The organism is Neorhizobium puerariae (assembly GCF_042429745.1).
Classification (GTDB): domain Bacteria; phylum Pseudomonadota; class Alphaproteobacteria; order Rhizobiales; family Rhizobiaceae; genus Neorhizobium; species Neorhizobium puerariae.
Genome location: NZ_JBHMAA010000004.1, coordinates 174,831 through 195,665, shown reverse-complemented (window position 1 = coordinate 195,665; position 20,835 = coordinate 174,831). Strand labels below are relative to the sequence as shown.

Below are 20,835 nucleotides of genomic sequence, written 5' to 3'. Positions count from 1 at the left end.
TTTGATCCGTTCCCACTGATCGTCTCGAAGTGCATCACAATCCATCGCTGATCTCCAAAATCAACGTTGAATCCGATTTGCTCAACTTTGGGAATCCCAATTCCCTAAATCGTCACCACGATCTAGTGCTGCAAGGTCCGGCGCCGAACGGTGTCCTGAGCTTCTCCCCTGCCTCCGGTGTCGACGCCTGAGCCTCACGGCACCCCGTCCCGATGCGGGACGGGGATTTCGGCGACCTTGATCCGCTGCCAGGGGAAAAGGCCGAGCACCAGCGCGCAGCCCAGGATGATGATTCCCGCGCCTGCGAACTGCACCGGCGACAACGGCTCCTTGAGGACCAGCGCGCCGACGAGAACGGCGACGACCGTGACGATGAACTCGACGCTGATCGCTTTTGTCGCGCCGATCGACCCGACGAGGCGGAAATAGAGCACGTAGGTCGTCGCGCTCATCACGCAGCCGGCAATCAGCAGGTAGAGGATATCGATGGCCCCGGGCACGCCCGGCACCGGCACGAGGACGAGAAACGGCGCGGCGATCAGCCCGCCGAAGAGGAAGGAGCCGATCGTCACCTCCCAGGAGCCCGTGTGCTTGAGCCTGTGGCTGGCATAATTGCTGCCGAACGCCGCGAAGAAACATGCCGCGAGTGCCGCCGCACAGCCGAGGATGAATTCCGTCGTGACGGGGACCGCCGGAAAACCGACCAGCAGGACGATGCCCGTGACGCCGAGCGCAAACCCCAGCAATCCGCTGGGACGCAGCCGCTCCAGCCCCCAGACCTGGCTGATGACCATGGAGAAGAGCGGAATGGACGCGACCAGGATCGCCGCCATCGCCGTGCCGATCAGCGGCGTCGCGTAGGAAAGGCCCATGAGCTGGCCGGCCACCGTGGTGGCGCCCACGACGAAGAAGGGCCGCCAGCCGGCGCTGAAATCGAGCCGCCGCCCGGTGATGCGGGCAAGCAGCAAAAGCGTCGCGCTGGCCACGAAAGCACGGATCGAGACCGCCGCCACCCAGCCGAAGGCGGCAACGACCTTGAGCACCACGAGAAAGGACAATCCCCAGGCGGTGGCGAGGAAAACATAGATGGCGAGATCACGAGGCTTCATGAAGACCTTCGGTTCGGGAACGCATGACGCTGGGACGCGGAGATCCCGGCCATCCTTTGCGCCTTCGGGGAGATAGCCGGGCTCTACCGACCGGCGCGGGCGAAATCAAGCAGCGGGAGCAATCGGCAGCGCGGCCCTTGCAACAAAATCGGTTTGGTGTGCAATTTGACGGCATGCACAACCCTCTGCCCCTCGTCTCCTTCATCGCCGCCAACCCCCGCTGCGTTCTCGTGGAGATCACGCAGGCGAAGGGATCGACGCCGCGGGAGGCCGGCACCTTCATGCTGGTCGCAAGCCGGGCGATCTGGGGCACTATCGGCGGCGGGCAGTTCGAGTTCATGGCGATCGACAACGCGCGGGCCATCCTTTCGGGCGGCGGCGAAGCGATGATGGACATACCGCTCGGTCCGGAGATCGGCCAGTGCTGCGGCGGCCGCACCCGGCTCGCCTTCTCGGCGATGACGCCGGCGCTTGCGGAAAAACTCGAAACGCGCATCAGGGGCGAGCAGGAAGAGCGGCCGGCCGTCTACCTTTTCGGCGCCGGCCATGTGGGCCGGGCGCTCGCGGCGGCGCTCGCTCCCCTGCCCTTGGCCGTCACGGTCGTGGAGACGCGCACCGAGGCGCTGGAAGACCTGCCCGACGAGGTTGCGCGGCATCTGACCGCGATGCCGGAAGCGCTGGTCGAGGCCATTCCCGCCGGCGGCGCGGCGGTCATCCTCACCCACGACCATGCGCTGGATTTCCTGATCGCCGAAAAGGCGCTGGCGCGGAACGACCTTTCCTATGTCGGCATGATCGGCTCGGCCACCAAGCGCGCCACCTTCTCGAACTGGCTGAAGCGCGAAGGCGGCGACGAGGCGATGCTTTCCCGCCTCGTGCTGCCGATCGGCGGCTCGCTCGTGAAGGACAAGCGCCCGGCCGTGATCGCCGCGCTCGTCGCGGGCGAACTCCTGCAGAACCTTCTGCCCGCACGGCAGGCAAAGCCGTCAAAACGGCCAGTGCCGAACGCCTGAACGGCGCCTTTCCTCCCAAAAGGCCTCGGAGCGGTTTCCCGGCAGGGCGTCTCCGATCCCGATATCGCCCCGCAACCCGTCCGGAAGGGCGGGCGCATGGAGCCGGCGGGACCGGAAGAGGCGATGAACAAGACGGCGGACATATCGCCACGGCGAGGCATGCGTCGCCGGTTTCGAGGGCACGGAAGGTGCGCCTGCGGAAAGCATGATCTGCTCCATATCGAAGAGGACAAAAGGAACGGTTGCGGAAATGATTGCTGTCGATTGCCGGAAGATTCCAATTCAAATACAGTGGCCAGCGATCAAGAGAACTTATCGATGAAGCTGTCGCGCCGGTTTCCGCTCCATGCACTCAGGGTCTTCGAGGCGGTCGCGCGCCTTGAGAACTTCACCCGTGCCGCGGAGGAACTCGGCATGACCCAGACGGCCGTCAGCTATCAGATCAAGCTTCTCGAGGATCATCTCGGCAACCCGGTGTTTATCCGCAGGCCCCGCGCCCTGACGCTCACCGAAACCGGGGAGAGGCTGCGGCCCAGGGTGGCGGAGGCTTTCGCACTGTTGAGCGAGGCCATGCAATCGACGCGGCACGACATCGACGAGACGCTGGAGATCCATTCGCCGCCGACCTTCGCATCGCACTGGCTGTCGCTGCGCCTCGGCGGTTTCCAGGCCCGGCACCCGCACATCTCGGTTCGCCTCCTCAGGCAGATGGATGCGGCCGAACAGCACCGCACGCCGCCGGACGTCGCCATCCAGATCGCCCCGGAACCGCAGGACCGCATGATCTGCCATCCGATCCTGCAGCTCGATTATTCGCCCATGCTGGCGCCCCGGCTGGCGGAAAGCATCGGCGGCATCCACCAGCCGGCCGACCTTCTGAAGCTGCCCTGGATTTCCAAAGTCGAAAGCTGCTGGCTCGACTGGTTCGACGCGGCGGGAATCGACCCCGCGCCGATCAGGCCGACCAGCCTCAACGCGCTCGGTGCGCTCGATCTGGAGGCGAAGGCCGCGATCTCCGGTCATGGCGTGGCGATGCTGAGCCCGTTCTTCTTCAGGGACGAGCTGGCGTCGGGGCGCCTCGTCCAGCCCTTCGATCTTTGCGTGGGCGACGGCAAGACTTATTGGCTCACCTATGCGCATGCACGGCGAAATTCGGCGAAGATCAGGGCTTTTCACGACTGGATCGTCGAAACCGTGTCGGCGGATCCCGCCGCGATACGCGCCGCATCGGTCGCCACCGCCTGACGCTTGCGCTCAAAGCCGCGGCGGCGGCTCCACTCCCCACCATTGCTCGCGGCGGCGTTCCCGCCTCGGCAGGGCCTGACGCGACGTACGCCCGTCGATCATTCCGATGTCGCGCATCTGCTGTTCCGTCAGTTCCGACCTGTCGAGAGGAGACGGCTGGCGATGACGCTCGGGTTCGTCCGCGGCGGAGCGAAGGCTGAAATTCCACAGGCGCGACAAAAGTGCTGGCATGCCACGGGTCATGGCTGCTTCTCCTCCGGGTTTACCGGCATTCAGTTGATGGCTATGAAAGGAAGATGCGCCCGATTATGCTTGTTTTCCAACGAAACAATCGTCTGCATAGATAAAGAGAATTCATCCATGAAGATGTCGAGGCAGTTTCCGCTCAATGCGCTGCGCGTGTTCGAATCCGCCGCGCGGCACATGAGCTTCACCCGGGCGGGAGAGGAGCTTGGGCTCACCCAGACGGCGGTGAGCTATCAGATCAGGCTTCTGGAGGATGCGACCGGCGAGCCGCTTTTCCTGCGAAGGCCACGTCAGGTTTCGCTGACCGAAGCGGGCGAACGGCTGGCGCCCCGGATCGCGGAAGCCTTTTCGATCATGAGCGAAGCCCTGGCCAACCTCAAGGACATGTCGGAAGGCACGCTGATCATCCACTCCACGGCAACCTTCGCCTCGCGCTGGCTCGCCCGCCACCTCGGCACGTTTCAGCTGGAAAATCCGGGCATTGCGGTAAGGCTCGAAACCTCGCAGGAAATGATCGATTTCGCGAAGACCGAAGCCGATCTGGCGATCCGCACCGGCAAGGGCAACTGGCCCGGCCTGAGGGCGCATTTCCTGATGAAGAGCCATTTCACGCCGATGCTGAGCCCGGAACTGGCGGCGACGATCGGCGGAGTGAAAACGCCGCGGGATATATTGAAGCTGAGGATCATCGATGCGGGCGATCCGTGGTGGCGGATCTGGTTTACGGCCGCCGGCATGCCGGATGTCGATCTGCGTGGTCGTCCCGGCAGCAAGTTCGGCGCGCAGGCCTTCGAGGCGGCGGCCGCGATCGCCGGACAAGGCGTCGCCATGTTGAAACCTGAATTCTACGCCGACGATGTGGCGCTCGGTCGCCTGATCCAGCCGTTCGAACTGCTGAGCGACGACGGAACGGATTATTGGCTCGTCTATCCGGAGGCTCGCAGGAATTCCCGAAAGATCCGCGCTTTCCGCGACTTTCTCCTGAAAACCATGCCGACGGCCGGCAGCTAGCAGTCAGTTTTCTGTCCGCCACATTTTCCGGACGGAAAACCGGCTGGCACCCGGCAATGTGTCTAGTAGCTCATGTCAGGCGCATAAAAACAGCGCAAGGTATCCTCGGTGGGGTAGAGGCAGAGGTGATATTCCTCATCCTGGGAGCGTCGGGCCTGGCTCTGCTTCAGCAGGAAATGATGCGGCCGCGTCACCAGCCTGTGATCCCCGGGGGCAAGGGAGATTTCATAACCGCCATTGACGATCTTGACGTTTTTCGTCGAGATCATCTGGCAGTCGCCGGTGTGATTGTCGCCGTTGCAACAGAAACCGTCGTATTTCCAGGTCACGCCGCTTGGGCTGTGCGCCTCGTGGGCGCTGGCCTGCACACTGTAAACGCAAGAAACAAACGCAATCATCACACCTGTCAGAATACCACGCATGAGCTTAGTCTCCGTTGATGATGCCATCTCCGGCGAGCTTTTCACGCAATACCCGGACTCTGCCGGTTGACTTGCATCCGTCACACTACGTGAGTCGCCTTAGCCGGCTAACCCCCAAATTTTGCGATGCACAATTTAGTACATTCGACAATTGTGAAATTCTGAGGGCCGTTGTGCGTTTCTGGGCGTCATGCGGTGGAGAACTCGGATTCGTCATGCGGGGTTCCGCAGCGAAACGTAAATGTTCCAGGCGATAACCGCTTTCCTCCCGCCGGTTTTTTTCGCAGAGTGACGAGTCGGGGGGACAAAAGAAATCGAGGGGACCTGAATGTATGAATACGCCGTCGCCTGGGAGTGGCTGAGTTTCGCCGCCCGCTGGTTCCATGTCATCACGGGGATCGCCTGGATCGGGTCGTCCTTCTACTTCATCGCGCTGGACCTCGGGCTGGTCAGGCGCCCGCACCTGCCGCCGGGCGCCTATGGCGAGGAATGGCAGGTGCATGGCGGCGGCTTCTACCACATCCAGAAATACCTGGTGGCGCCGGCCCAGATGCCCGAGCACCTGACCTGGTTCAAATACGAGAGCTATTTCACCTGGCTCTCGGGGTTCCTGATGCTCTGTATCGTCTATTACGGCGGCGCCGACCTCTTCCTGATCGACCGCACCGTGATGGATCTTGCCCCCTGGCAGGCGATAGGCCTCTCCCTCGCCTCACTGGCGGTCGGCTGGATCATCTACGACCAGCTCTGCAAGTCGCCGGTCGGCAGGAACACCTGGGGACTGATGGTCATCCTCTACGTCGTTCTGGTCGCCATGGCCTGGGGCTACACGCAGGTCTTCACCGGCCGCGCCGCCTTCCTGCATCTCGGCGCCTTCACGGCGACGATCATGTCGGCCAACGTCTTCTTCATCATCATCCCGAACCAGAAGGTGGTCGTCGCCGACCTCATCGCCGGCCGCACGCCGGACCCGAAATACGGCGTCATCGCCAAGCAGCGCTCGCTCCACAACAACTACCTGACGCTGCCCGTCATCTTCTTCATGCTCTCGAACCACTATCCGCTGGCATTCGCGACCCATTTCAACTGGGCGATCGCGGCGCTGGTCTTCCTGATGGGCGTGACGATCCGGCACTGGTTCAACACCACGCACGCAAGAAAGGGCAGGCCGACCTGGACCTGGCTGGCGACCGTGCTGCTGTTCATCGCCATCATCTGGCTCTCCACCGTGCCGAAGGTCCTGACCGGCAACGAGGAGACCTCGATGACGCCGCGCGAGCAGAAATTCGCTTCGAATGCCCATTTCGGCGCGGCCCGCGACGTGATCCTCGCCCGCTGCTCCATGTGCCATGCGGCCGAGCCGGTCTGGGAAGGCGTGAATTTCACGCCGAAATCCATGAAGCTGGAAACCGACCGGGAGATTGCCGCCCATGCCCGGGAAATCTATATCCAGGCGGGCCGGAGCCATGCCATGCCGCCCGGCAACGTCACCGACATCTCGCCGGAAGAACGCCGGCTCCTCACGGCCTGGTATGAAAGCGCGATAACCGAATGACCGAGAAACTCATCCGCGGGCGGCTGCTCTCCTTCAGGCGGGCGCCGCTTTCCCTGACCGATACCGAAAGCTACGCCTACGAACATGACGGCGCCCTGCTGGTCACGGACGGCAGGATCGCCGCCACGGGCGATTATGCGGCGGTGAAGGCCAAGGCTTCGCAGGACGTGGAGGAAATCGACCACCGGCCGCATCTCATCCTGCCGGGCTTCATCGACATGCACCTGCATTTCCCGCAGATGCAGGTGGTCGCGTCCTACGCGGCCAACCTGCTCGAATGGCTGAACACCTACACCTTCCCGGAGGAATGCCGCTTCGTCGAAACAGACCACGCAGCCCGCATCGCCACGCATTTCTACGATGAGCTGCTGCGCCACGGCACGACGACGGCGGTCGCCTATTGCTCCGTCCACAAGACCTCGGCCGACGCCTATTTCGCCGAGGCCCTGAAGCGCGGCATGTGCATGGTCGGCGGCAAGGTGATGATGGACCGCAACGCGCCCCAGGGCCTGCTCGACACGCCGGAGATGGGTTATGACGAAACCCGCCAGGTGATCGCCGACTGGCACGGCAAGGCGCGCTGCCACGTCGCCATCACCCCGCGCTTCGCGATCACCTCCACGCCGGCCCAGATGAAGGCCGCGCAGGCGCTGGCGGAGGAATTTCCGGACCTCTTCATCCAGACCCATCTTTCCGAAAACCACGAGGAGATCCGCTACACCTGCGAACTCTATCCGGAGGCGACCGACTATACGGACATCTACGCCCGCTACGGCCTGCTCGGAAGGAAGACGCTGCTCGGCCACGCCATCCATCTCTCCGAGCGCGAGGCGGACGCCCTTTCGGAAACGGGCGCGGTGGCGGTGCATTGCCCGACCTCGAACCTGTTCCTGGGTTCCGGCCTCTTCCCGATGAAGGCGCTGACGCGGCGGGAAAAGCCGGTGCGCGTCGCTGTCGCCACCGATATCGGCGGCGGCTCCAGCTATTCGATGCTGCGGACGATGGACGAGGCCTACAAGATCCAGCAATTGCTCGGCGAGCGCCTCAACCCGCTCGAAAGCTTCTACCTGATGACCCGCGGCAATGCCGAGGCCCTTTCGATGGCGGATGATATCGGCACGCTCGAACCCGGCACCCATGCCGACCTCGTGGTGCTGAACGCCGCATCCACGCCGGCGATGAAGCTGCGCATGGAGACGGTGAAGACGCTGCCCGAGGAACTGTTCCTGCTGCAAACCATGGGCGACGACCGCGCGGTGGTGGAGACCTATGTGGCGGGAAAGGAGATGAAGAGCAGTCTTTGACGAAGGCAATGACGGCGTTCTCCATCCGGCACCCTTCGCATTGAGGAAACCGATGGCTGCCGGGACACTCCTCCGCGCGCCTGTGAAACGAACAGCCGCAAGGCCGGCGCGCTTTCCCAAAAACCCCGTTGCGGGCGGATGTTTCCTCTGGCGATGCGCTTCGGATGTGATAGTTCTCCGGAACGTTCCGGAGGAAGATGCAGACAATGTCCAAGCCGCTGACCATCGCAGACCTGAAAATCCTTGCCCGCCGTCGTGTGCCGAAAATGTTCTTCGACTATGCCGATAGCGGCGCATGGACCGAAGGGACCTACAGGGCCAACGAGGAGGATTTTGCGAAGATCAAGCTGCGTCAGCGCGTCCTGGTCGACATGACCAACCGCTCGCTGGAAACGACGATGATCGGCGAAAAGGCGGCGATGCCCGTGGCGCTCGCCCCGACCGGCATGACCGGCATGCAGCACGCCGACGGCGAGATGCTGGCCGCCAGGGCCGCCGAGGAATTCGGCGTACCCTTCACGCTCTCCACCATGAGCATCTGCTCGATCGAGGACGTCGCCTCGGTGACGTCCAGGCCCTTCTGGTTCCAGCTTTACGTGATGAAGGACCGCGGCTTCATCGAGCGGCTGATCGGCCGCGCCAAGGCGGCCAGGTGCTCGGCGCTCGTCGTCACCGCCGACCTGCAGATCCTCGGCCAGCGCCACAAGGACCTGAGAAACGGCCTCGCCGCCCCGCCGAAGCCGTCGCTGAACACGGCGCTGCAGCTCGCCACCCGCCCGCGCTGGTGCCTGGAAATGCTCGGCACGAAACGCCGCGGTTTCGGCAATATCGTCGGCCATGCAAGCAACGTTTCCGATCTCTCCTCGCTCGGCGCCTGGACGGCGGAGCAATTCGACCCCCGCCTGTCCTGGGACGACGTCCGCTGGATCAAGGACCTCTGGGGCGGCAAGCTGATCATCAAGGGCATTCTCGACGAGGAAGACGCCCGCGCCGCCGCCGATACCGGCGCGGATGCGATCATCGTCTCCAACCACGGCGGCCGCCAGCTCGACGGCGCCCCCTCCTCGATCAGCATGCTGCCCAGGATCGTCGACGCGGTCGGCGACCGGATCGAAGTCCATTTCGACGGCGGCATCCGGTCCGGCCAGGATGTCCTCAAGGCCGTCGCGCTCGGCGCGCGCGGCACCTATATCGGCCGCCCGTTCCTCTACGGCCTCGGCGCGATGGGCAAGCCCGGCGTGACGACCGCACTCGAAATCATCCGCAAGGAGATGGACGTCACGATGGCGCTTTGCGGCAAACGGGACATCCAGACGGTCGACCGCAATATCCTGGCGAACCTGCCGTTCTGAACGAGGCTCCGGCGAGGCGGCTCAGCACCAGCCGCCCTTGACCCCCGGCTTGCGGGCAAGCCCTTCGCGGACGAGAATGTCGGAAAGCGACATGCCGTTGCGTGTCACCTGCCTCAGCTTGTGGCCCTCGACTTCCGCATCGTTGCCCTGCCAGGTGACCAGCTCGAACGGTCCCGAATCGAGGAAGGCGCGCACCCTGAGTTCCGCATCGCTCGCCTTGATCCGCTCCGCCTCGCAGGCCGGTTTCTTGATATCCGGCACCTCGATGCCGACGAGCCGGATCTTCTGGCCGTGGAAGACGAAGCGGTCGGCGGAGACGACGCAATCGTCCTGCTTTGCCGATCCGCAGAGATAGAATTTCGCCTGATAGGCGCCGGCAAGCCCCTCATCCGCCTTCGGCGCGTCCGCGGCCCTGGGAGCGTTGTCCAGGACCGGCTTGCCGATCGGCGCCGGCGGGATGATCGCCGCCGTATGGCTTTCGTCCGGCGGCGTCTGCGGCCGCAGCGTCACCGGCCGGTGGGAGATCGCGGCAACAGATTTGGGCGGCACCGGCTTTTCCGGAACGGACACGGTTTTTGCCGCGACATGCGCGGGCCTTTCGGCCTTCAGGCCCGCGACGAAGCGGCGGGCTGCCGCCGAGTTCTCATAAAGCGCCACGCCGCCACCGATCACCACGAGGGCCGCCAGCCATGGCCAGAGCGATGAACTGGAACCGCCCGACGACGGGCGCTTGCCGCCTTTGCGCCTTGAACCGGATTTTCCGCGCGATTGGGCCATCAGAATCTCTCCTGTCGAATCGGAGAGAAGTATCCCGGCCAAGGATTGCCGAAAGGTTTCAGACGTGCCGGCTCAGTAGTGGAAACGGCATTGGAGGATCGTGAGCAACTGCCGGTCTCCCTGGCCTTCTACATAATAAACGAGCCTATGTTCCTGGGAAATCCGGCGTGACCAGGCTCCTTTCATCTGACCACGCAAAGGCTCCGGCTTCCCCAGGCCTTCAAACGGATGGCGCATGGCATCTCGCAGAAGCTCGTTGATCCGGACGAGCATCTTTCGGTCATGTTCTTGCCAGTACAGATAATCAGCCCACCCATGGGCCTGCCATGCCAGCAACATTCGTCTTATTCTTCAGGATCGATCAGATCGTGATAAACAAGACCCTTTCCGGCTTTCGCATCGGCGAGCGCTTCCATCAGACGCATTGCGTTGGCGGGGGTCGACATCAGATGAAGCGTCTCCAGCATGCCCTCATATTCATCCTTGTCGATCAAGATGGCCGAAGGCTTGTCGCGGCGCACGATCTCTACCGGCACTCGATCATTCGAAACCTCATCGAGAAGGCTTGCAAGCTCCTGGCGGGCCTGGGAAAACATGATTGTGCGCATCGGCGCCTCCGACTGGGACATGTACAATAAATAGTACAAGTCTTCATCCGGATCAATATACGGCCATTCTATTCCACCCGCCCCGTGGCCAGCGCCATGGCCCAGTCGGGGCGGCCATTTTCAGCCGCCAGCCGCGACATCGCCATATGGTCGTAGAGGACGTTGCGGAACTCGGGCACCCAGCCGGCGGCCGTCTTTTCCAGAATTGCATAGGAGGCCATGCTGTGGCCGGTCTCCACCTTGTGGAAGAACGGCTTGTCGTCGTCATAGGCCGGGCAGCCGACACTGCCCGGATTGACGATCAAGCGGCCATCCGAGAGCTGGACCGCCCGGGCGACATGGCTGTGACCGCACAGAATGAGAGGCTGGTCGATGCCCTGCGCCATCGCTTCGATCTCCGCCGCCGGTCTGAGGAAGGGAGCGCCGTCGTTCGATACCTTCTCGAGCCAGTAGACGCCGTCGTCCTGGGGCGTCGCATGGCACAGGAACACCTCCCCTCGGTAGACGGCGCTGAAGGGCAGACGGCGCAGCCAGTCGAAATGCCTTTGCGAAAGCTGTGAATAGGCATGGGAATCGGAAGGCGCCAGCGCCCCGGGAGGCGTTTCGACGAGATAGCGGTCATGATTGCCCCGAACCGTCACGGTGGCATTCATGTCGAGGAGCAGCATCAGATCGGCGGTCCGTCCCGCTTCCAGCGGGCCGCTCAGGCAATCGCCGAGATTGACGATGTTCCGGATGCCGAGAGCGGCGATATCCTCCAGCACCGCCTGCAATGCCGCGCAGTTTCCATGAACGTCGGCGATCGCGGCAAAGCGCATCAGCTCCCCCTGTAGGTCGAGTAACCATAAGGCGAGAGAAGCAGCGGAACGTGATAATGCGCCGCCGTGTCCGAAATGCCGAAGCGGATCGGGATCACGTCGAGGAAGGCGGGTTCCGCAAGCTTCACACCGCGTGAACGAAGATAATCGCCGGCATGGAAGACGAGTTCGTATTCCCCCGCCGCAAACGCATCGCCGATCAGGATGGGCCCGCCATCGACCCGGCCGTCGCTGTTGGTCGCAACCGACTTCAGCTTCTCGCGCGCCCCGCCGTCGAGGCGGTAGAGATCGATCCTCAACCCTTCGGCAGGCGTTCCGCTTGCGGTATCGAGCACATGGGTGGTGAGGCCGGTCATAGGCTGGGCTCCGAGACGATATAGGGGGTGTCGAAGAAGAATTCCTCGTAGTTTTCCGGCGGATTCTCCCGGTCCACCACAAGGAAGTCGCTGACGGCGCCAAGCGCCATCAGCGGATGATGCCAGACATTGGGAAAATAGTTGACGCCCTGCTGCGGCGAGGCGAGGAAAACCCTGGGCCTGCCGGGCCGCCCGCCCTCGTCATCGGCAACCGCGAGCAGGAACGGCCGCCCCGAGAGAGGCGTGAAGCTCTGGCTCGCGAAAGGATGTCTCTCCATCATCGCGACGGCATAGGGAAACTGCCTCGGCTGGCCACGGAAGATATTGAAGATCAGCGGAGCGGTCTCGCCGATCACGACCGGCTTTGCCAGCGCATGATAGCGCTCCGTCGTTCCGCCGTTGATGAGCCGCCTCGTCGAAGGATCGGCCTCGATCACATCGCCGAACGGGGCGAAGGCGGCCTTGGTCAGGGGCAGGATTTCCAGATGCTCGCTCACGCCATTCCTCCGTTATTCACCCTGCGCACGCCAGTTACGGAGGGAATCGAGCTGGTCGATCAGCGCCGGAAGGGAAAGCTTCACCGTATCGAAGACGACGGCAATCTCCAGTTCGAAATAGTCATGATCAACGAAACTGCGCATCCCCGTCATCTTCGACCACGGGATATCCGGGTGGTCGACGGGAAAATCCGGATGATGGAGCATGATCTTCGAGGCGCTTTCCCCGATCAGGATCAACGCCATCCCGACAGCCATCTGCGTGCGGACGTCGGAGAGAAACGCCTCCTGATCCATATCAGCCACGAATTCGCAGGCCTGGCGGGCGGCAGACCGCATCCGGTCGAGATATTCCCCAAGGCGATCCGCACTCATATGGCTCTGGCTTCCGACAGTCTCATGACGGCATCACTCCCGATGCCGTCAATATAGGCGAGGCAGCGTATCGAGGAAAGAACTCACGCCTTGGTTCCATGGAGCCTCAGCCGCATCGTGCCGCCGTCGGGATGCATGGCGTAACGCACATGGGTGACCGGGCCGATATCTGCAACCGCGCCGGCACCGTATTCATGGATGCGATCCATCTGCAGCTTCTGGCGCGGCAGGATCGGCTTCCAGTTTTCGGATGCGGCAATCTCCGCTTCCGTCAGCGTATCGCCGAGTTCGGGCAGGAAGGCGCCGAGAAGCTCGCACGTATCCGGGAAATTGCCCTTGAAGAAATGCGTGTCCACGACGACGCGCCCGATCGTGCCGGGGTGGCCGAGGCGGATCACCGCCCAGTCATGGCCCGGTCCGCGGCGGCGCTTGGTCTCCCAGCCGTCGCCCATGTTGATGCCGCGCCCCGGCCCCAGCATCTTGTCCGGATGGCCGTAGTGGGCGTCCGACCATGCAAGCGCCTTGGCCCCGTGGAAGATATAGGCCAGATCGATCTCCTCGGCCGGACCGACCTTGCTCCAGTCGAAATGCGCGGAACCGTAGACCCGCAAACGCGCGATGCCGCCATCCGGATAGATATGCAGCCTCAGATGCGTCCAGATCCTGTCCTTGTCCGCATTCTCGAAGAAATGATGCGCGCTCGGGCCGAGCGGCGACTTGCCGAGAATCTCGATCCAGACCGTGGCGTCGGTCGGATCGCCATCCTCCACGAATGCAGCCTCGATCGAGGAATGCGGCGGATAGTTGCCGGTGAAATAGCTGGTATCGACATCGAAACCGAAGATACGGCCCGGCATGGCGAGTTTCACGATGGCGAAGTCATGGCCCGGCACCCGCTTGCGACGGCTTTCCCAGCCGTCCATGTACTTTCCGTTGTCGTCGTAGAGGTCCGGATCGAAGCTTGCCGGCACGTCGTTGAGCATGCGTTCCAGCGGCGCGAAGAATTCGTCCGTGGCGTAAAGGCCTTTCGCACCGAGACGTGCGGAAGCGAGATTGATCGCGCCGATCGCGAAGGATGGCAGGTTGTTGTCGGTCGTCTCGGTCATTCAAGTCTCCGGAAGCAGGGATTGCAGGCGCAGGAGCGCGATACGCTCGACCTGAGCGGCGGCGGTCGCGAACTCCTCCTCGACGCTGTTGTCGATGCGCTGTTCGAAAGCGGCGAGGATATCGTCCTTGTTAAGCCCCTTCACGGCGATGATGAAGGGAAAACCGAATTTTTCCGTATAGGCGGCGTTGAGCTCGGTGAAGCGGGCATGCTCCTGCGGGCTCAGACGGTCGAGGCCGGCGCCGGCCTGTTCTTTTTTGCTGTCCTCGGTGAGCGCGCCGGCGATCGCCAGCCGCCCGGCAAGATCCGGATGGGCGCGCAGCACGCCGAGCCGTTCCTCGCGGCTCGCCTTGCGGAAGATCGAGACGAACGCGGCATGCACGCCCTTCGCGGTGAGCGGCACGAGCATCAGGCCCGCGTCATAACCTCGCTCGGCGATGAACGGCGAATGCTCGAACACTCCGCCGAACTTTTCGATGAAATCGGCCCGCGCGGTCAAAGGTCACCTGCCGGCATGTGATGCTCGTGCCAGTGGTTGGCGATCTCGATGCGGCGCGGCACCCAGACCTTGTCGTGGGAGAGCACGTATTCGATGAAACGGCGCAGCGCCGCCGCGCGGCCCGGCCGCCCCACGAGACGGCAATGGAGGCCGACCGACATCATCTTCGGGCTGCCTTCGCGGCCCTCCCGGTAGAGCACGTCGAAAGCGTCCTTGAGGTAATTGAAGAACTGGTCGCCCGCGTTGAACCCCTGGGGCGTCGCGAACCGCATGTCGTTGGTCTCGAGCGTATAGGGGATGATCAGGAAGGGTTTCCCTTCAAGCCCCGGCACCCAGTAAGGAAGGTCGTCCGCGTAGCTGTCGGAGGAATAGAGGAAACCTCCCTCCTCCATGACGAGACGCAACGTATTGCCGGAGGGCTTGCCCTGGTACATGCCGTAGGGCCGCTCGCCTGCAAGCTCGGTATGCAGCCGCACCGCCTCCCGGATATGCTCCCGCTCCCTGGCCTCGGGGAAATCCTTGTATTCCAGCCAGCGATAACCGTGGCTGGCGATCTCCCAGCCAGCTTCCCTCATGGCCGCGACCGCTTCCGGGTTGCGGGCCATGGCAAGCGTCACGCCGTAGACGGTCGCCTGCACCTTCAGTTCGGTGAACAAGCGCCACAACCGCCAGAAACCGGCGCGCGAGCCGTATTCGTAGATCGATTCCATGTTGAGGTTGCGCTGGCCCGGCCAGGGCGCCGCGCCGACGATTTCCGACAACAGCGATTCCGAGGCGGGGTCGCCGTCGAGGATCGAACTTTCCCCGCCCTCTTCGTAGTTGATCACGAACTGGACCGCGACATGGGCGCCGCCCGGCCATTTCGGATCGGGAATATTGCGGCCGTAGCCGACAAGGTCGCGCGGATAGTCTTTTGCCTGCATCAAATTCACCCCGGACGTCTGACGCCGGGACGGTAGCGCACCCTTTCCGCGGATGTCGAGACCGAAACGTCGTTCAGATGCCGAGTGCCCGGAGAACCGCGACGGAGGCGACGCCGAGTGCCACGGAAACGAGCATCGGCAGGCGAAGTGCCGCAAAAGCAGTCACCGCGCAGGCGATCGCCTCGGCAAGGCCGGTGGCAAATGCGGTCGGCGCGACGACCGCTATCAGAACCGCGGGCGGAATCGATTCGATCGCCTTGCGCCGGCCGCCCTCCAGCGAGACGTAGCGGATCAGGAAAAGACCGCCGACACGCGTGAGGATCGTGGCCGCCGCCATGGCAAGGATGGCGAGGAGGGTCGCGAGATCGACAGTCACGGCGCGACCTCCACATCGTGGCGGGCACCGCCGGCGAAGGCCGCGAGAAGGCCCGCCACGGCGCCTGCCGCGATGTACCAGACGCCCGGCACGAAATGCCGGGCAAGGACGGCGGCGGCACCGCTTGCGAGCAGGACGGCGCCGGTCTCCGGCCCTTTCCAGAACCCCATCGCCAGCACGATGAAAACCGCGGGGAAGGCGAAATCCAGCCCGAGCGTCGCCGGATCGCCGAGGAAGGCGCCGAGCGCAGCCCCCGCGACGCCCGACAGAATCCAGGCGAGGTAGAAGGGTACGGCAAGCCCGGCGAACCAGGCCGGCGTGAGCCTTGACGCATCGGCGCGGAATTCCGCCATCGCCCAGATCTCATCGGCAAGGAAGAGCATGGAGAGATAGCGGGAACGCGAGGAGAAGGCCTGCATCTTTGTTCCGAGCGACGCACTCATCAGCACATGGCGGATATTGACGAGCAGCGCCGCGAAGCCGACGCCCGCCCATGAAGCGGGATGGCTCCAGATGTCCATGGCCACGAATTGCGACCCGCCAGCAAAGACGAGCGCGCTCATCAACCCCGCCTCGGCAGGGGTCAGGCCCTTCGTGGCCGCCACGGCGCCGAAGACGAGGCCGATCGGGATCACCGCGGCGATGAGCGGAGCGATCGCCCGCGCGCCGCCAAGGAAATCCCGCAATCCGTTATTCTCACGCACATCAAAGACCTCCGGTTGGAGCGGAGGTGATAGAGCGGCGCGGCTGGACCGTCTTGAACGAAAGTGACGCCTGCCAGCGGATCGAGCGAGCATATCGCCGCCTGGAGACACAATTCAACGGACGCGGTACTGCCCCGGCGTCAGCCCCGTGCGCGCCTTGAAATGGCGGGTGAAATGCGCCTGGTCGGCAAAGCCGCATTCGAGCGCGATCTCCGCCGGCTGGCCGCCTTCCCGCAGGCGCCTGCGTGCCTCGCGGATACGGATGTGGGTGAGGAAGGAATGCGGCGTGATGTGGAATTCCTTGCGGAAGGCGCGGATCATGTGGGCACGGCTCAGTCCGGCCACGGCGGCCAGTTCCGGCAGGCCGACATCGGATGCGAAGCGTTCGACCAGATAATCGCGGACCCTGTGGATCGCGGAGCGTTCGGCCGTGTCGGTCGGCACGACGATCGAGCTGCCGTGCCGCCGGAACATGGCGTCCAGCACCAGGAACATGGCCTGCCCGGTCTCCAATGCGCCGTTCCCTTCTTCCAGCGTACGGTGCGCCTCGTGGAAGGCATCGGCGAGCGCCTGATCGTGGAGAATCTGCCTGCCGAATGCCGGCGTGCCCTGAACCGGCTTTCCGGTAACGTCTTCCAGGATTTCGCGGAAAAGCGACAGGTCCGGATAGATCATCCGGTAGCGATAACCGCCTCCCCTCGGAGCGCCGTCATGGATCTCGCCGGGGTTGATGAGATAGAGATCGCCCGGCCCCGACGCCTCCCGCGTGCCGCGGATGGTCGCGACCTGGACCCCCTTCTCGATGGCGCCGATACTGAACGTATCATGCGCGTGCGGAGCGAATTCGTGGGTCAGGAAGGTCGCACTCAGGCACTCCATGCCGCCGAAGCGACCATCCCGCCAGAAGCGGGTGGTCTCCGCGTCCGCCAGCGGCATGTGGTCTGCGGCCTGTTCCTGCGAAATGCTGTCCATCGCGCGGATATAGCAGTTTTCCGCCGCCGCTTCTTGAACAAAAGTGACACCGGCCCGCCCTCAGACGGCGCGCGTCAGGCGATCTTCCGCGCCGCCACCCGGCCCATCGGATGCAGGGAATGCACCAGGAACGGAGCCCCCGGCTCCTCCTCCACGAAGAGAGCCAGATTGGCGACCTCGACAAGCCGCTTCAGATAAGGCTCGAAATGATCGCGCAGCGCCAGTTCGAAATGCGGCATGTCGAAAGCCGACAACGGCCCCGTCAGCGTCATGTGGAAACGGAACTCATCCATCACGTAGGGATGACCCCAGCGATGCAGGTTGGCGAATTGCGGCGCGGAAAGATCGCCGGGATCGTTGCGTTCCAGCTCGGCCTCGGTCAGGGGCGCGCGAAAGACGTCGAACTCCTGCACCACGGACGCCGCGAGGAAGCGCATCGTCTCGCAGGGGATCACCGGCGCCAGACCGAAGAAATTGCCGAGACGAACCACTTCGAGCCTCGGCAGTTCGAACGGGTCGTGAGCGCCGGCAAACCGCATCAGGTGCCGCAGCAGCATCGATTCGGTGATGTCGGGCGCCAGGCGGAACGGTGCCTTCAGCGTCGCGTGGAAACCCTCGCGCCGGGGCAGCGCCGTGTTGAAAGCGATGTCGTGGAGGCCGATGCCGCGGATCGCCGGCGGCTCCATGGCCTCGCCGGAAAAGGCATTGCGGCCGAGCCACTGGGCCGCGGCAAGCGTCAGCGGATCATGAGCCGGGGGCGTGAAATGAATGGCATAGCGCATGCGTCACCTTCTCGTGCTTCCTTCCTTGCCCCGTGCTTTACGCAATGCTCAACAATCCCTCTCAGGCAGGGGGTTAAGTGATTTGCGTGACAGATTGACGACGGGACCGGTGGAACTTCGCGTTTAACGCGAAGCGACAGCAAGATGATTTTCGAGCGTAAATGACGCAGGAAGCCGTATTTCCCGAGAAATCACAGCGTTGAGCGCCGCTGCGGCCAGTTCATGGGCAAGGCCGAAGCTCACCTTGAAACCACCTGTGAGAGCAATCAAACGCGCGTGATCCGGGTGCGGCCCGACCATGGGATCGCGATCGATCGCCTTGGGGCGAAGTCCCGCCCAGCGTTCGACAACAGGCGCGGCCCTCAGCGCCGGCACGAGTTCACGGGCGCGGATGACAAGGTCTTCGAGACGGTCGTCTGTCGAGGACGGGTCGTCGAAGACATCCTCGCTGGTGCTGCCGACCGCGACCTGGCCGCCCTCATGGGCAACGACATAAAGACCGTTCAGGAAGACGACCGGCAGGGCGGGATCGGCCTCGGCCTTCAAAAGGGCGGCCTGTCCCTTGACCGGCTGGCCGACCGGACGCGGCAATGGCGGCGAAACCGCTTCGACAAGCGGAAAGGACCGGTGCCCGGCCGCAACGATGCAATGGCCGAAAGCCACGCTCTCGCCGCCCCGGAAAACCACCCTGCCCGCCTTCGGCTCGATCCGCTCGGCCTCCATGCCTTCGATGACCCGCACATGCCGGGCGGATCGCAGGAATGCGGCGAGCGCCGATGTCAGCCCGCGCGGCGAGACGCGGGCCGCGAACGTGTCGTGGACGAGACCCGCATTGCAGAAGGATGCGTCCGGCCAGCCCGCCAGAGGCGGGCGGTCGAGCACCCGCCAGTGAAAGCGGCGTCCTCGCTGGTGCCAGCAAGCCTCCGCATCCTGCGAATGGCGAAGCGCGATCGTCCTCAGGTGCGGTTTCGGCAGCGGGATCAATCGCCCCGACCGCCGGTAGCCGCAGCCGACGCCGGTTGCGGCCTCCAGCCCGGCGATCTCGTCTTCGAGGGAGAGCAGCGCATCGAACTGGAACTGCTTCTTGTCGTTCCACCTGTCCGGCATATGCGGCATCAACGCGCCGAGCAGCCCGCCGCTCGCCCCTTGCGCCAGCCGGCCCGCATCCACGAGCAGCGTCCCGATGCCGAGCTGCTCGGCCTTCACCGCCGCCCACAACCCCATGATACCGCCGCCGAGGATGACGAGATCGACGGAGGCGGGAAGATCCCGCGCCATGAAATCCGGCGCGGCCAGATCCGGCGGCGCGAGACCCGACGATTGACCGCCGCAGCCGGCAGGATTATCCGCATGTCCCATGAGCGACCGTGACCCCGAAATTATTCCAAGCCCCGGCCAGACGCCGGTTTCCCGGACCCTGGACTGGCACGAAGGCGATATGCCGTATTCCAGGGAATTTGGCGATCATTTTTATTGCCGCACCGATGGGCGGCTGGAATGCGGCCACACCTTCCTCGCCGGCAACGGCCTGCCGGATCGCTGGACACGGCCGGCATCACCGGCTGGAGACTTCAGGATCGGCGAACTCGGCTTCGGCACCGGGCTGAACTTCTGCGAGACCTGGCGGCAGTGGAAGCTTTCCCGCACGACCGGCGCCGGACTGCACTTCATGTCGTTCGAACTCTATCCGATGAAGCGGACGGAGATCGACCGGGCGCTCTCCCGCTGGCCGGAAATCGATGCGGAACGCAAGGCGCTCGTCGCCGCCTGGCCGGACGAACCCGCAGGCAGGGTGGAGCTCCGGATGGATGCCCGGACACGCCTGACGGTGGCCTGCGGGCCGGCGCTGGAAAGCGTCATGGCAGCCGAGCCCGGTTTCGACGCCTGGTTCCTCGACGGTTTCGCGCCCTCGCGCAATCCGGACATGTGGTCGCCGGAGCTGATGCAGGCGCTCTACGAAAAGACCGCGCCGGGCGGCACGTTCGGTACCTATGCCGCCGCGGGCTTCGTGCGCCGCAACCTGACGGCGGCCGGTTTCGCCGTCGAACGCCGCGTGGGCTTTGCGGGAAAACGCGAAATGCTGTGCGGAATGAAACCGGACCAAAAATCCGGCTGAGCGGACATGACCGGCGTCGAGGCGGCCCCCTTTAAATGACGGTCTCGACGCCGGTCCCAAGCAGGCCGCGTCAACTCAGCCGGACGATATCCTGGTTCAGCTTGTGCATTTCCTGCACGATCCGGTGATAGTTCCGGTTGGGTATGACCCCGTCATGCCGGTCGGCGACCGCAATCGCCTGCGCGCGAATATCCGCTTCCTCGCGCCTGACCGAATTCGACGCCGTCGCGGTCATCTTGCCTTCGCGCCGGTCGGCACCGATCCTGCGATCGTCGGTGCGCAATTCCGCAAGCACATGCCTGAGCCTCGGCCCTTCGGCCACGACCCTATGAATGCCGGACGGCGCGGAAACGGCGGACGGCATCATCATCGGAGCGGGAGCCGGTGACGTGGCATGCGGATCGATCCCTTCGTAATAGTCTCCCGACGTGGAATCGCTGGCCGCGCCCGAGGCGGCAAGGGCTCCGCCGGCCACGATCGAGAGCAGAAGAGCGGATAGAGTGGTTGTCTTGATGAATCGGCGCATGGCGCTTCTCCTCCAAAGATTGGAAGCAAGGGCTTCCCGGAGGCTGTCTCGCGCTGTCGCGTCGCGGCGATTGCCGCCGGCAGCGTTCAGCCTCCGCCACATCTACGCCTCCCCGTGAGGCCGGTCATGTTAAAGTAAAATAAT

26 protein-coding genes are annotated in these 20,835 nt (G+C 63.9%); 7 read left to right on the top strand and 19 right to left on the bottom strand.

Translation table 11 applies throughout. The features are described from left to right. Window positions 1-194 precede the first annotated feature (194 nt). Window positions 195-1,109 (bottom strand): DMT family transporter, encoded by a 915-nt coding sequence (locus tag ACFFP0_RS03115; RefSeq protein ID WP_377256016.1) that lies wholly within the window; start codon window positions 1,107-1,109, stop codon window positions 195-197. A gap of 173 nt (window positions 1,110-1,282) precedes the next feature. Here ACFFP0_RS03115 and xdhC point away from each other — a divergent pair, with 173 nt between their 5' ends. Further along, complete coding sequence (gene xdhC / locus ACFFP0_RS03110) at window positions 1,283-2,122, top strand: xanthine dehydrogenase accessory protein XdhC (RefSeq protein ID WP_377256013.1); 840 nt, start codon at window positions 1,283-1,285, stop codon at window positions 2,120-2,122. 318 nt (window positions 2,123-2,440) lie between these two features. Then, entirely contained in the window at window positions 2,441-3,367 is a 927-nt protein-coding gene (locus ACFFP0_RS03105; RefSeq protein ID WP_377256010.1) for a LysR substrate-binding domain-containing protein, read from the top strand. A 9-nt stretch (window positions 3,368-3,376) separates the two neighbouring features. On the opposite strand, the gene ACFFP0_RS03100 is transcribed toward ACFFP0_RS03105, so the two are convergent. Continuing rightward, entirely contained in the window at window positions 3,377-3,610 is a 234-nt protein-coding gene (locus ACFFP0_RS03100) for a hypothetical protein (RefSeq protein ID WP_377256007.1), read from the bottom strand. A 117-nt stretch (window positions 3,611-3,727) separates the two neighbouring features. Between ACFFP0_RS03100 and ACFFP0_RS03095 the strand changes: the two genes are divergently transcribed. Then, window positions 3,728-4,624 carry a LysR substrate-binding domain-containing protein gene (locus tag ACFFP0_RS03095; RefSeq protein ID WP_377256004.1) on the top strand — a complete coding sequence of 299 codons (897 nt, stop codon included), beginning with the start codon at window positions 3,728-3,730 and terminating at the stop codon, window positions 4,622-4,624. A gap of 62 nt (window positions 4,625-4,686) precedes the next feature. On the opposite strand, the gene ACFFP0_RS03090 is transcribed toward ACFFP0_RS03095, so the two are convergent. Beyond that, window positions 4,687-5,046, bottom strand: a complete 360-nt coding sequence (locus tag ACFFP0_RS03090; protein WP_377256001.1) for a hypothetical protein — start codon at window positions 5,044-5,046, stop codon at window positions 4,687-4,689. A gap of 328 nt (window positions 5,047-5,374) precedes the next feature. Between ACFFP0_RS03090 and puuD the strand changes: the two genes are divergently transcribed. From puuD to ACFFP0_RS03075, 3 genes are all read left to right on the top strand, one after another. Then, window positions 5,375-6,601, top strand: a complete 1,227-nt coding sequence (puuD, locus tag ACFFP0_RS03085; RefSeq protein ID WP_377255998.1) for a urate hydroxylase PuuD — start codon at window positions 5,375-5,377, stop codon at window positions 6,599-6,601. Further along, window positions 6,598-7,905, top strand: coding sequence for a guanine deaminase (gene guaD, locus ACFFP0_RS03080; RefSeq protein ID WP_377255996.1), 1,308 nt, complete (start codon window positions 6,598-6,600; stop codon window positions 7,903-7,905). The genes puuD and guaD overlap by 4 nt, the downstream gene beginning before the upstream one ends. Window positions 7,906-8,111: 206 nt before the next feature. Then, window positions 8,112-9,257, top strand: coding sequence for an alpha-hydroxy acid oxidase (locus tag ACFFP0_RS03075; protein WP_377255992.1), 1,146 nt, complete (start codon window positions 8,112-8,114; stop codon window positions 9,255-9,257). A 21-nt stretch (window positions 9,258-9,278) separates the two neighbouring features. On the opposite strand, the gene ACFFP0_RS03070 is transcribed toward ACFFP0_RS03075, so the two are convergent. The 15 genes from ACFFP0_RS03070 to ACFFP0_RS03000 all read right to left on the bottom strand — a co-directional run bounded on the left by ACFFP0_RS03070 (window position 9,279) and on the right by ACFFP0_RS03000 (window position 19,408). Continuing rightward, complete coding sequence (locus ACFFP0_RS03070; RefSeq protein WP_377255989.1) at window positions 9,279-10,034, bottom strand: hypothetical protein; 756 nt, start codon at window positions 10,032-10,034, stop codon at window positions 9,279-9,281. 72 nt (window positions 10,035-10,106) lie between these two features. After that, window positions 10,107-10,373, bottom strand: a complete 267-nt coding sequence (locus tag ACFFP0_RS03065; protein WP_377255986.1) for a Txe/YoeB family addiction module toxin — start codon at window positions 10,371-10,373, stop codon at window positions 10,107-10,109. Between the two features lie 5 nt (window positions 10,374-10,378). Beyond that, window positions 10,379-10,630 (bottom strand): type II toxin-antitoxin system Phd/YefM family antitoxin, encoded by a 252-nt coding sequence (locus ACFFP0_RS03060; protein ID WP_377255983.1) that lies wholly within the window; start codon window positions 10,628-10,630, stop codon window positions 10,379-10,381. 80 nt (window positions 10,631-10,710) lie between these two features. After that, the gene (locus ACFFP0_RS03055) at window positions 10,711-11,460 is read right to left on the bottom strand and encodes a metallophosphoesterase family protein (RefSeq protein WP_377255978.1); all 750 of its coding nucleotides are present in this window, start codon (window positions 11,458-11,460) and stop codon (window positions 10,711-10,713) included. Beyond that, window positions 11,460-11,816, bottom strand: coding sequence for a hydroxyisourate hydrolase (uraH, locus tag ACFFP0_RS03050; RefSeq protein ID WP_377255975.1), 357 nt, complete (start codon window positions 11,814-11,816; stop codon window positions 11,460-11,462). The genes ACFFP0_RS03055 and uraH overlap by 1 nt, the downstream gene beginning before the upstream one ends. Continuing rightward, complete coding sequence (locus ACFFP0_RS03045; protein ID WP_377255972.1) at window positions 11,813-12,313, bottom strand: ureidoglycolate lyase; 501 nt, start codon at window positions 12,311-12,313, stop codon at window positions 11,813-11,815. Before ACFFP0_RS03045 ends, uraH begins: the two co-directional genes overlap by 4 nt. 12 nt (window positions 12,314-12,325) lie before the next feature. Then, window positions 12,326-12,688, bottom strand: a complete 363-nt coding sequence (locus tag ACFFP0_RS03040) for a HepT-like ribonuclease domain-containing protein (protein WP_377255969.1) — start codon at window positions 12,686-12,688, stop codon at window positions 12,326-12,328. Window positions 12,689-12,771: 83 nt separating this feature from the next. Further along, the gene (alc, locus tag ACFFP0_RS03035; protein WP_377255966.1) at window positions 12,772-13,794 is read right to left on the bottom strand and encodes an allantoicase; all 1,023 of its coding nucleotides are present in this window, start codon (window positions 13,792-13,794) and stop codon (window positions 12,772-12,774) included. Next, a complete protein-coding gene (gene uraD / locus ACFFP0_RS03030; protein WP_377255963.1) occupies window positions 13,795-14,292 on the bottom strand; it encodes a 2-oxo-4-hydroxy-4-carboxy-5-ureidoimidazoline decarboxylase in 498 nt (165 codons plus the stop codon). Then, window positions 14,289-15,215 carry an allantoinase PuuE gene (gene puuE / locus ACFFP0_RS03025; protein ID WP_377255960.1) on the bottom strand — a complete coding sequence of 309 codons (927 nt, stop codon included), beginning with the start codon at window positions 15,213-15,215 and terminating at the stop codon, window positions 14,289-14,291. Before puuE ends, uraD begins: the two co-directional genes overlap by 4 nt. 73 nt (window positions 15,216-15,288) lie before the next feature. Then, window positions 15,289-15,591: a branched-chain amino acid transport AzlD family protein gene (locus ACFFP0_RS03020; protein WP_377255957.1), complete on the bottom strand. Its 303-nt coding sequence runs from the start codon at window positions 15,589-15,591 to the stop codon at window positions 15,289-15,291. Beyond that, a complete protein-coding gene (locus ACFFP0_RS03015) occupies window positions 15,588-16,295 on the bottom strand; it encodes an AzlC family ABC transporter permease (RefSeq protein WP_377255953.1) in 708 nt (235 codons plus the stop codon). Before ACFFP0_RS03015 ends, ACFFP0_RS03020 begins: the two co-directional genes overlap by 4 nt. A 114-nt stretch (window positions 16,296-16,409) precedes the next feature. Further along, window positions 16,410-17,267, bottom strand: coding sequence for an AraC family transcriptional regulator (locus tag ACFFP0_RS03010; RefSeq protein WP_377255950.1), 858 nt, complete (start codon window positions 17,265-17,267; stop codon window positions 16,410-16,412). A 74-nt stretch (window positions 17,268-17,341) separates the two neighbouring features. Then, window positions 17,342-18,049: a DUF1045 domain-containing protein gene (locus ACFFP0_RS03005; protein ID WP_377255947.1), complete on the bottom strand. Its 708-nt coding sequence runs from the start codon at window positions 18,047-18,049 to the stop codon at window positions 17,342-17,344. Window positions 18,050-18,172: 123 nt separating this feature from the next. Next, on the bottom strand, window positions 18,173-19,408 hold the full coding sequence (locus tag ACFFP0_RS03000) for an NAD(P)/FAD-dependent oxidoreductase (RefSeq protein ID WP_377255945.1): 1,236 nt from the start codon (window positions 19,406-19,408) through the stop codon (window positions 18,173-18,175). Between ACFFP0_RS03000 and mnmC2 the strand changes: the two genes are divergently transcribed. Further along, window positions 19,407-20,165 (top strand): tRNA (5-methylaminomethyl-2-thiouridine)(34)-methyltransferase MnmC2, encoded by a 759-nt coding sequence (gene mnmC2, locus ACFFP0_RS02995; RefSeq protein WP_377255941.1) that lies wholly within the window; start codon window positions 19,407-19,409, stop codon window positions 20,163-20,165. The two genes, ACFFP0_RS03000 and mnmC2, sit on opposite strands and share 2 nt — an antisense overlap. A gap of 70 nt (window positions 20,166-20,235) precedes the next feature. Here the strand turns inward: mnmC2 and ACFFP0_RS02990 are convergent, their stop codons facing one another. Further along, entirely contained in the window at window positions 20,236-20,691 is a 456-nt protein-coding gene (locus ACFFP0_RS02990; RefSeq protein WP_377255938.1) for a hypothetical protein, read from the bottom strand. Between the last annotated feature and the right edge of the window lie 144 nt (window positions 20,692-20,835).

Excerpts from the sequence above, each read along its gene's own strand:
- ACFFP0_RS03115 (WP_377256016.1), bottom strand. The coding sequence starts at position 1,109 with ATGAAGCCTCGTGATCTCGCCATCTATGTTTTCCTCGCCACCGCCTGG.
- xdhC (WP_377256013.1), top strand. The coding sequence starts at position 1,283 with ATGCACAACCCTCTGCCCCTCGTCTCCTTCATCGCCGCCAACCCCCGC.
- ACFFP0_RS03105 (WP_377256010.1), top strand. The coding sequence starts at position 2,441 with ATGAAGCTGTCGCGCCGGTTTCCGCTCCATGCACTCAGGGTCTTCGAG.
- ACFFP0_RS03100 (WP_377256007.1), bottom strand. The coding sequence starts at position 3,610 with ATGACCCGTGGCATGCCAGCACTTTTGTCGCGCCTGTGGAATTTCAGC.
- ACFFP0_RS03095 (WP_377256004.1), top strand. The coding sequence starts at position 3,728 with ATGAAGATGTCGAGGCAGTTTCCGCTCAATGCGCTGCGCGTGTTCGAA.
- ACFFP0_RS03090 (WP_377256001.1), bottom strand. The coding sequence starts at position 5,046 with ATGCGTGGTATTCTGACAGGTGTGATGATTGCGTTTGTTTCTTGCGTT.
- puuD (WP_377255998.1), top strand. The coding sequence starts at position 5,375 with ATGTATGAATACGCCGTCGCCTGGGAGTGGCTGAGTTTCGCCGCCCGC.
- guaD (WP_377255996.1), top strand. The coding sequence starts at position 6,598 with ATGACCGAGAAACTCATCCGCGGGCGGCTGCTCTCCTTCAGGCGGGCG.
- ACFFP0_RS03075 (WP_377255992.1), top strand. The coding sequence starts at position 8,112 with ATGTCCAAGCCGCTGACCATCGCAGACCTGAAAATCCTTGCCCGCCGT.
- ACFFP0_RS03070 (WP_377255989.1), bottom strand. The coding sequence starts at position 10,034 with ATGGCCCAATCGCGCGGAAAATCCGGTTCAAGGCGCAAAGGCGGCAAG.
- ACFFP0_RS03065 (WP_377255986.1), bottom strand. The coding sequence starts at position 10,373 with ATGTTGCTGGCATGGCAGGCCCATGGGTGGGCTGATTATCTGTACTGG.
- ACFFP0_RS03060 (WP_377255983.1), bottom strand. The coding sequence starts at position 10,630 with ATGTTTTCCCAGGCCCGCCAGGAGCTTGCAAGCCTTCTCGATGAGGTT.
- ACFFP0_RS03055 (WP_377255978.1), bottom strand. The coding sequence starts at position 11,460 with ATGCGCTTTGCCGCGATCGCCGACGTTCATGGAAACTGCGCGGCATTG.
- uraH (WP_377255975.1), bottom strand. The coding sequence starts at position 11,816 with ATGACCGGCCTCACCACCCATGTGCTCGATACCGCAAGCGGAACGCCT.
- ACFFP0_RS03040 (WP_377255969.1), bottom strand. The coding sequence starts at position 12,688 with ATGAGTGCGGATCGCCTTGGGGAATATCTCGACCGGATGCGGTCTGCC.
- alc (WP_377255966.1), bottom strand. The coding sequence starts at position 13,794 with ATGACCGAGACGACCGACAACAACCTGCCATCCTTCGCGATCGGCGCG.
- puuE (WP_377255960.1), bottom strand. The coding sequence starts at position 15,215 with ATGCAGGCAAAAGACTATCCGCGCGACCTTGTCGGCTACGGCCGCAAT.
- ACFFP0_RS03010 (WP_377255950.1), bottom strand. The coding sequence starts at position 17,267 with ATGGACAGCATTTCGCAGGAACAGGCCGCAGACCACATGCCGCTGGCG.
- ACFFP0_RS03005 (WP_377255947.1), bottom strand. The coding sequence starts at position 18,049 with ATGCGCTATGCCATTCATTTCACGCCCCCGGCTCATGATCCGCTGACG.
- mnmC2 (WP_377255941.1), top strand. The coding sequence starts at position 19,407 with ATGAGCGACCGTGACCCCGAAATTATTCCAAGCCCCGGCCAGACGCCG.
- ACFFP0_RS03000 (WP_377255945.1), bottom strand. The coding sequence starts at position 19,408 with ATGGGACATGCGGATAATCCTGCCGGCTGCGGCGGTCAATCGTCGGGT.
- ACFFP0_RS02990 (WP_377255938.1), bottom strand. The coding sequence starts at position 20,691 with ATGCGCCGATTCATCAAGACAACCACTCTATCCGCTCTTCTGCTCTCG.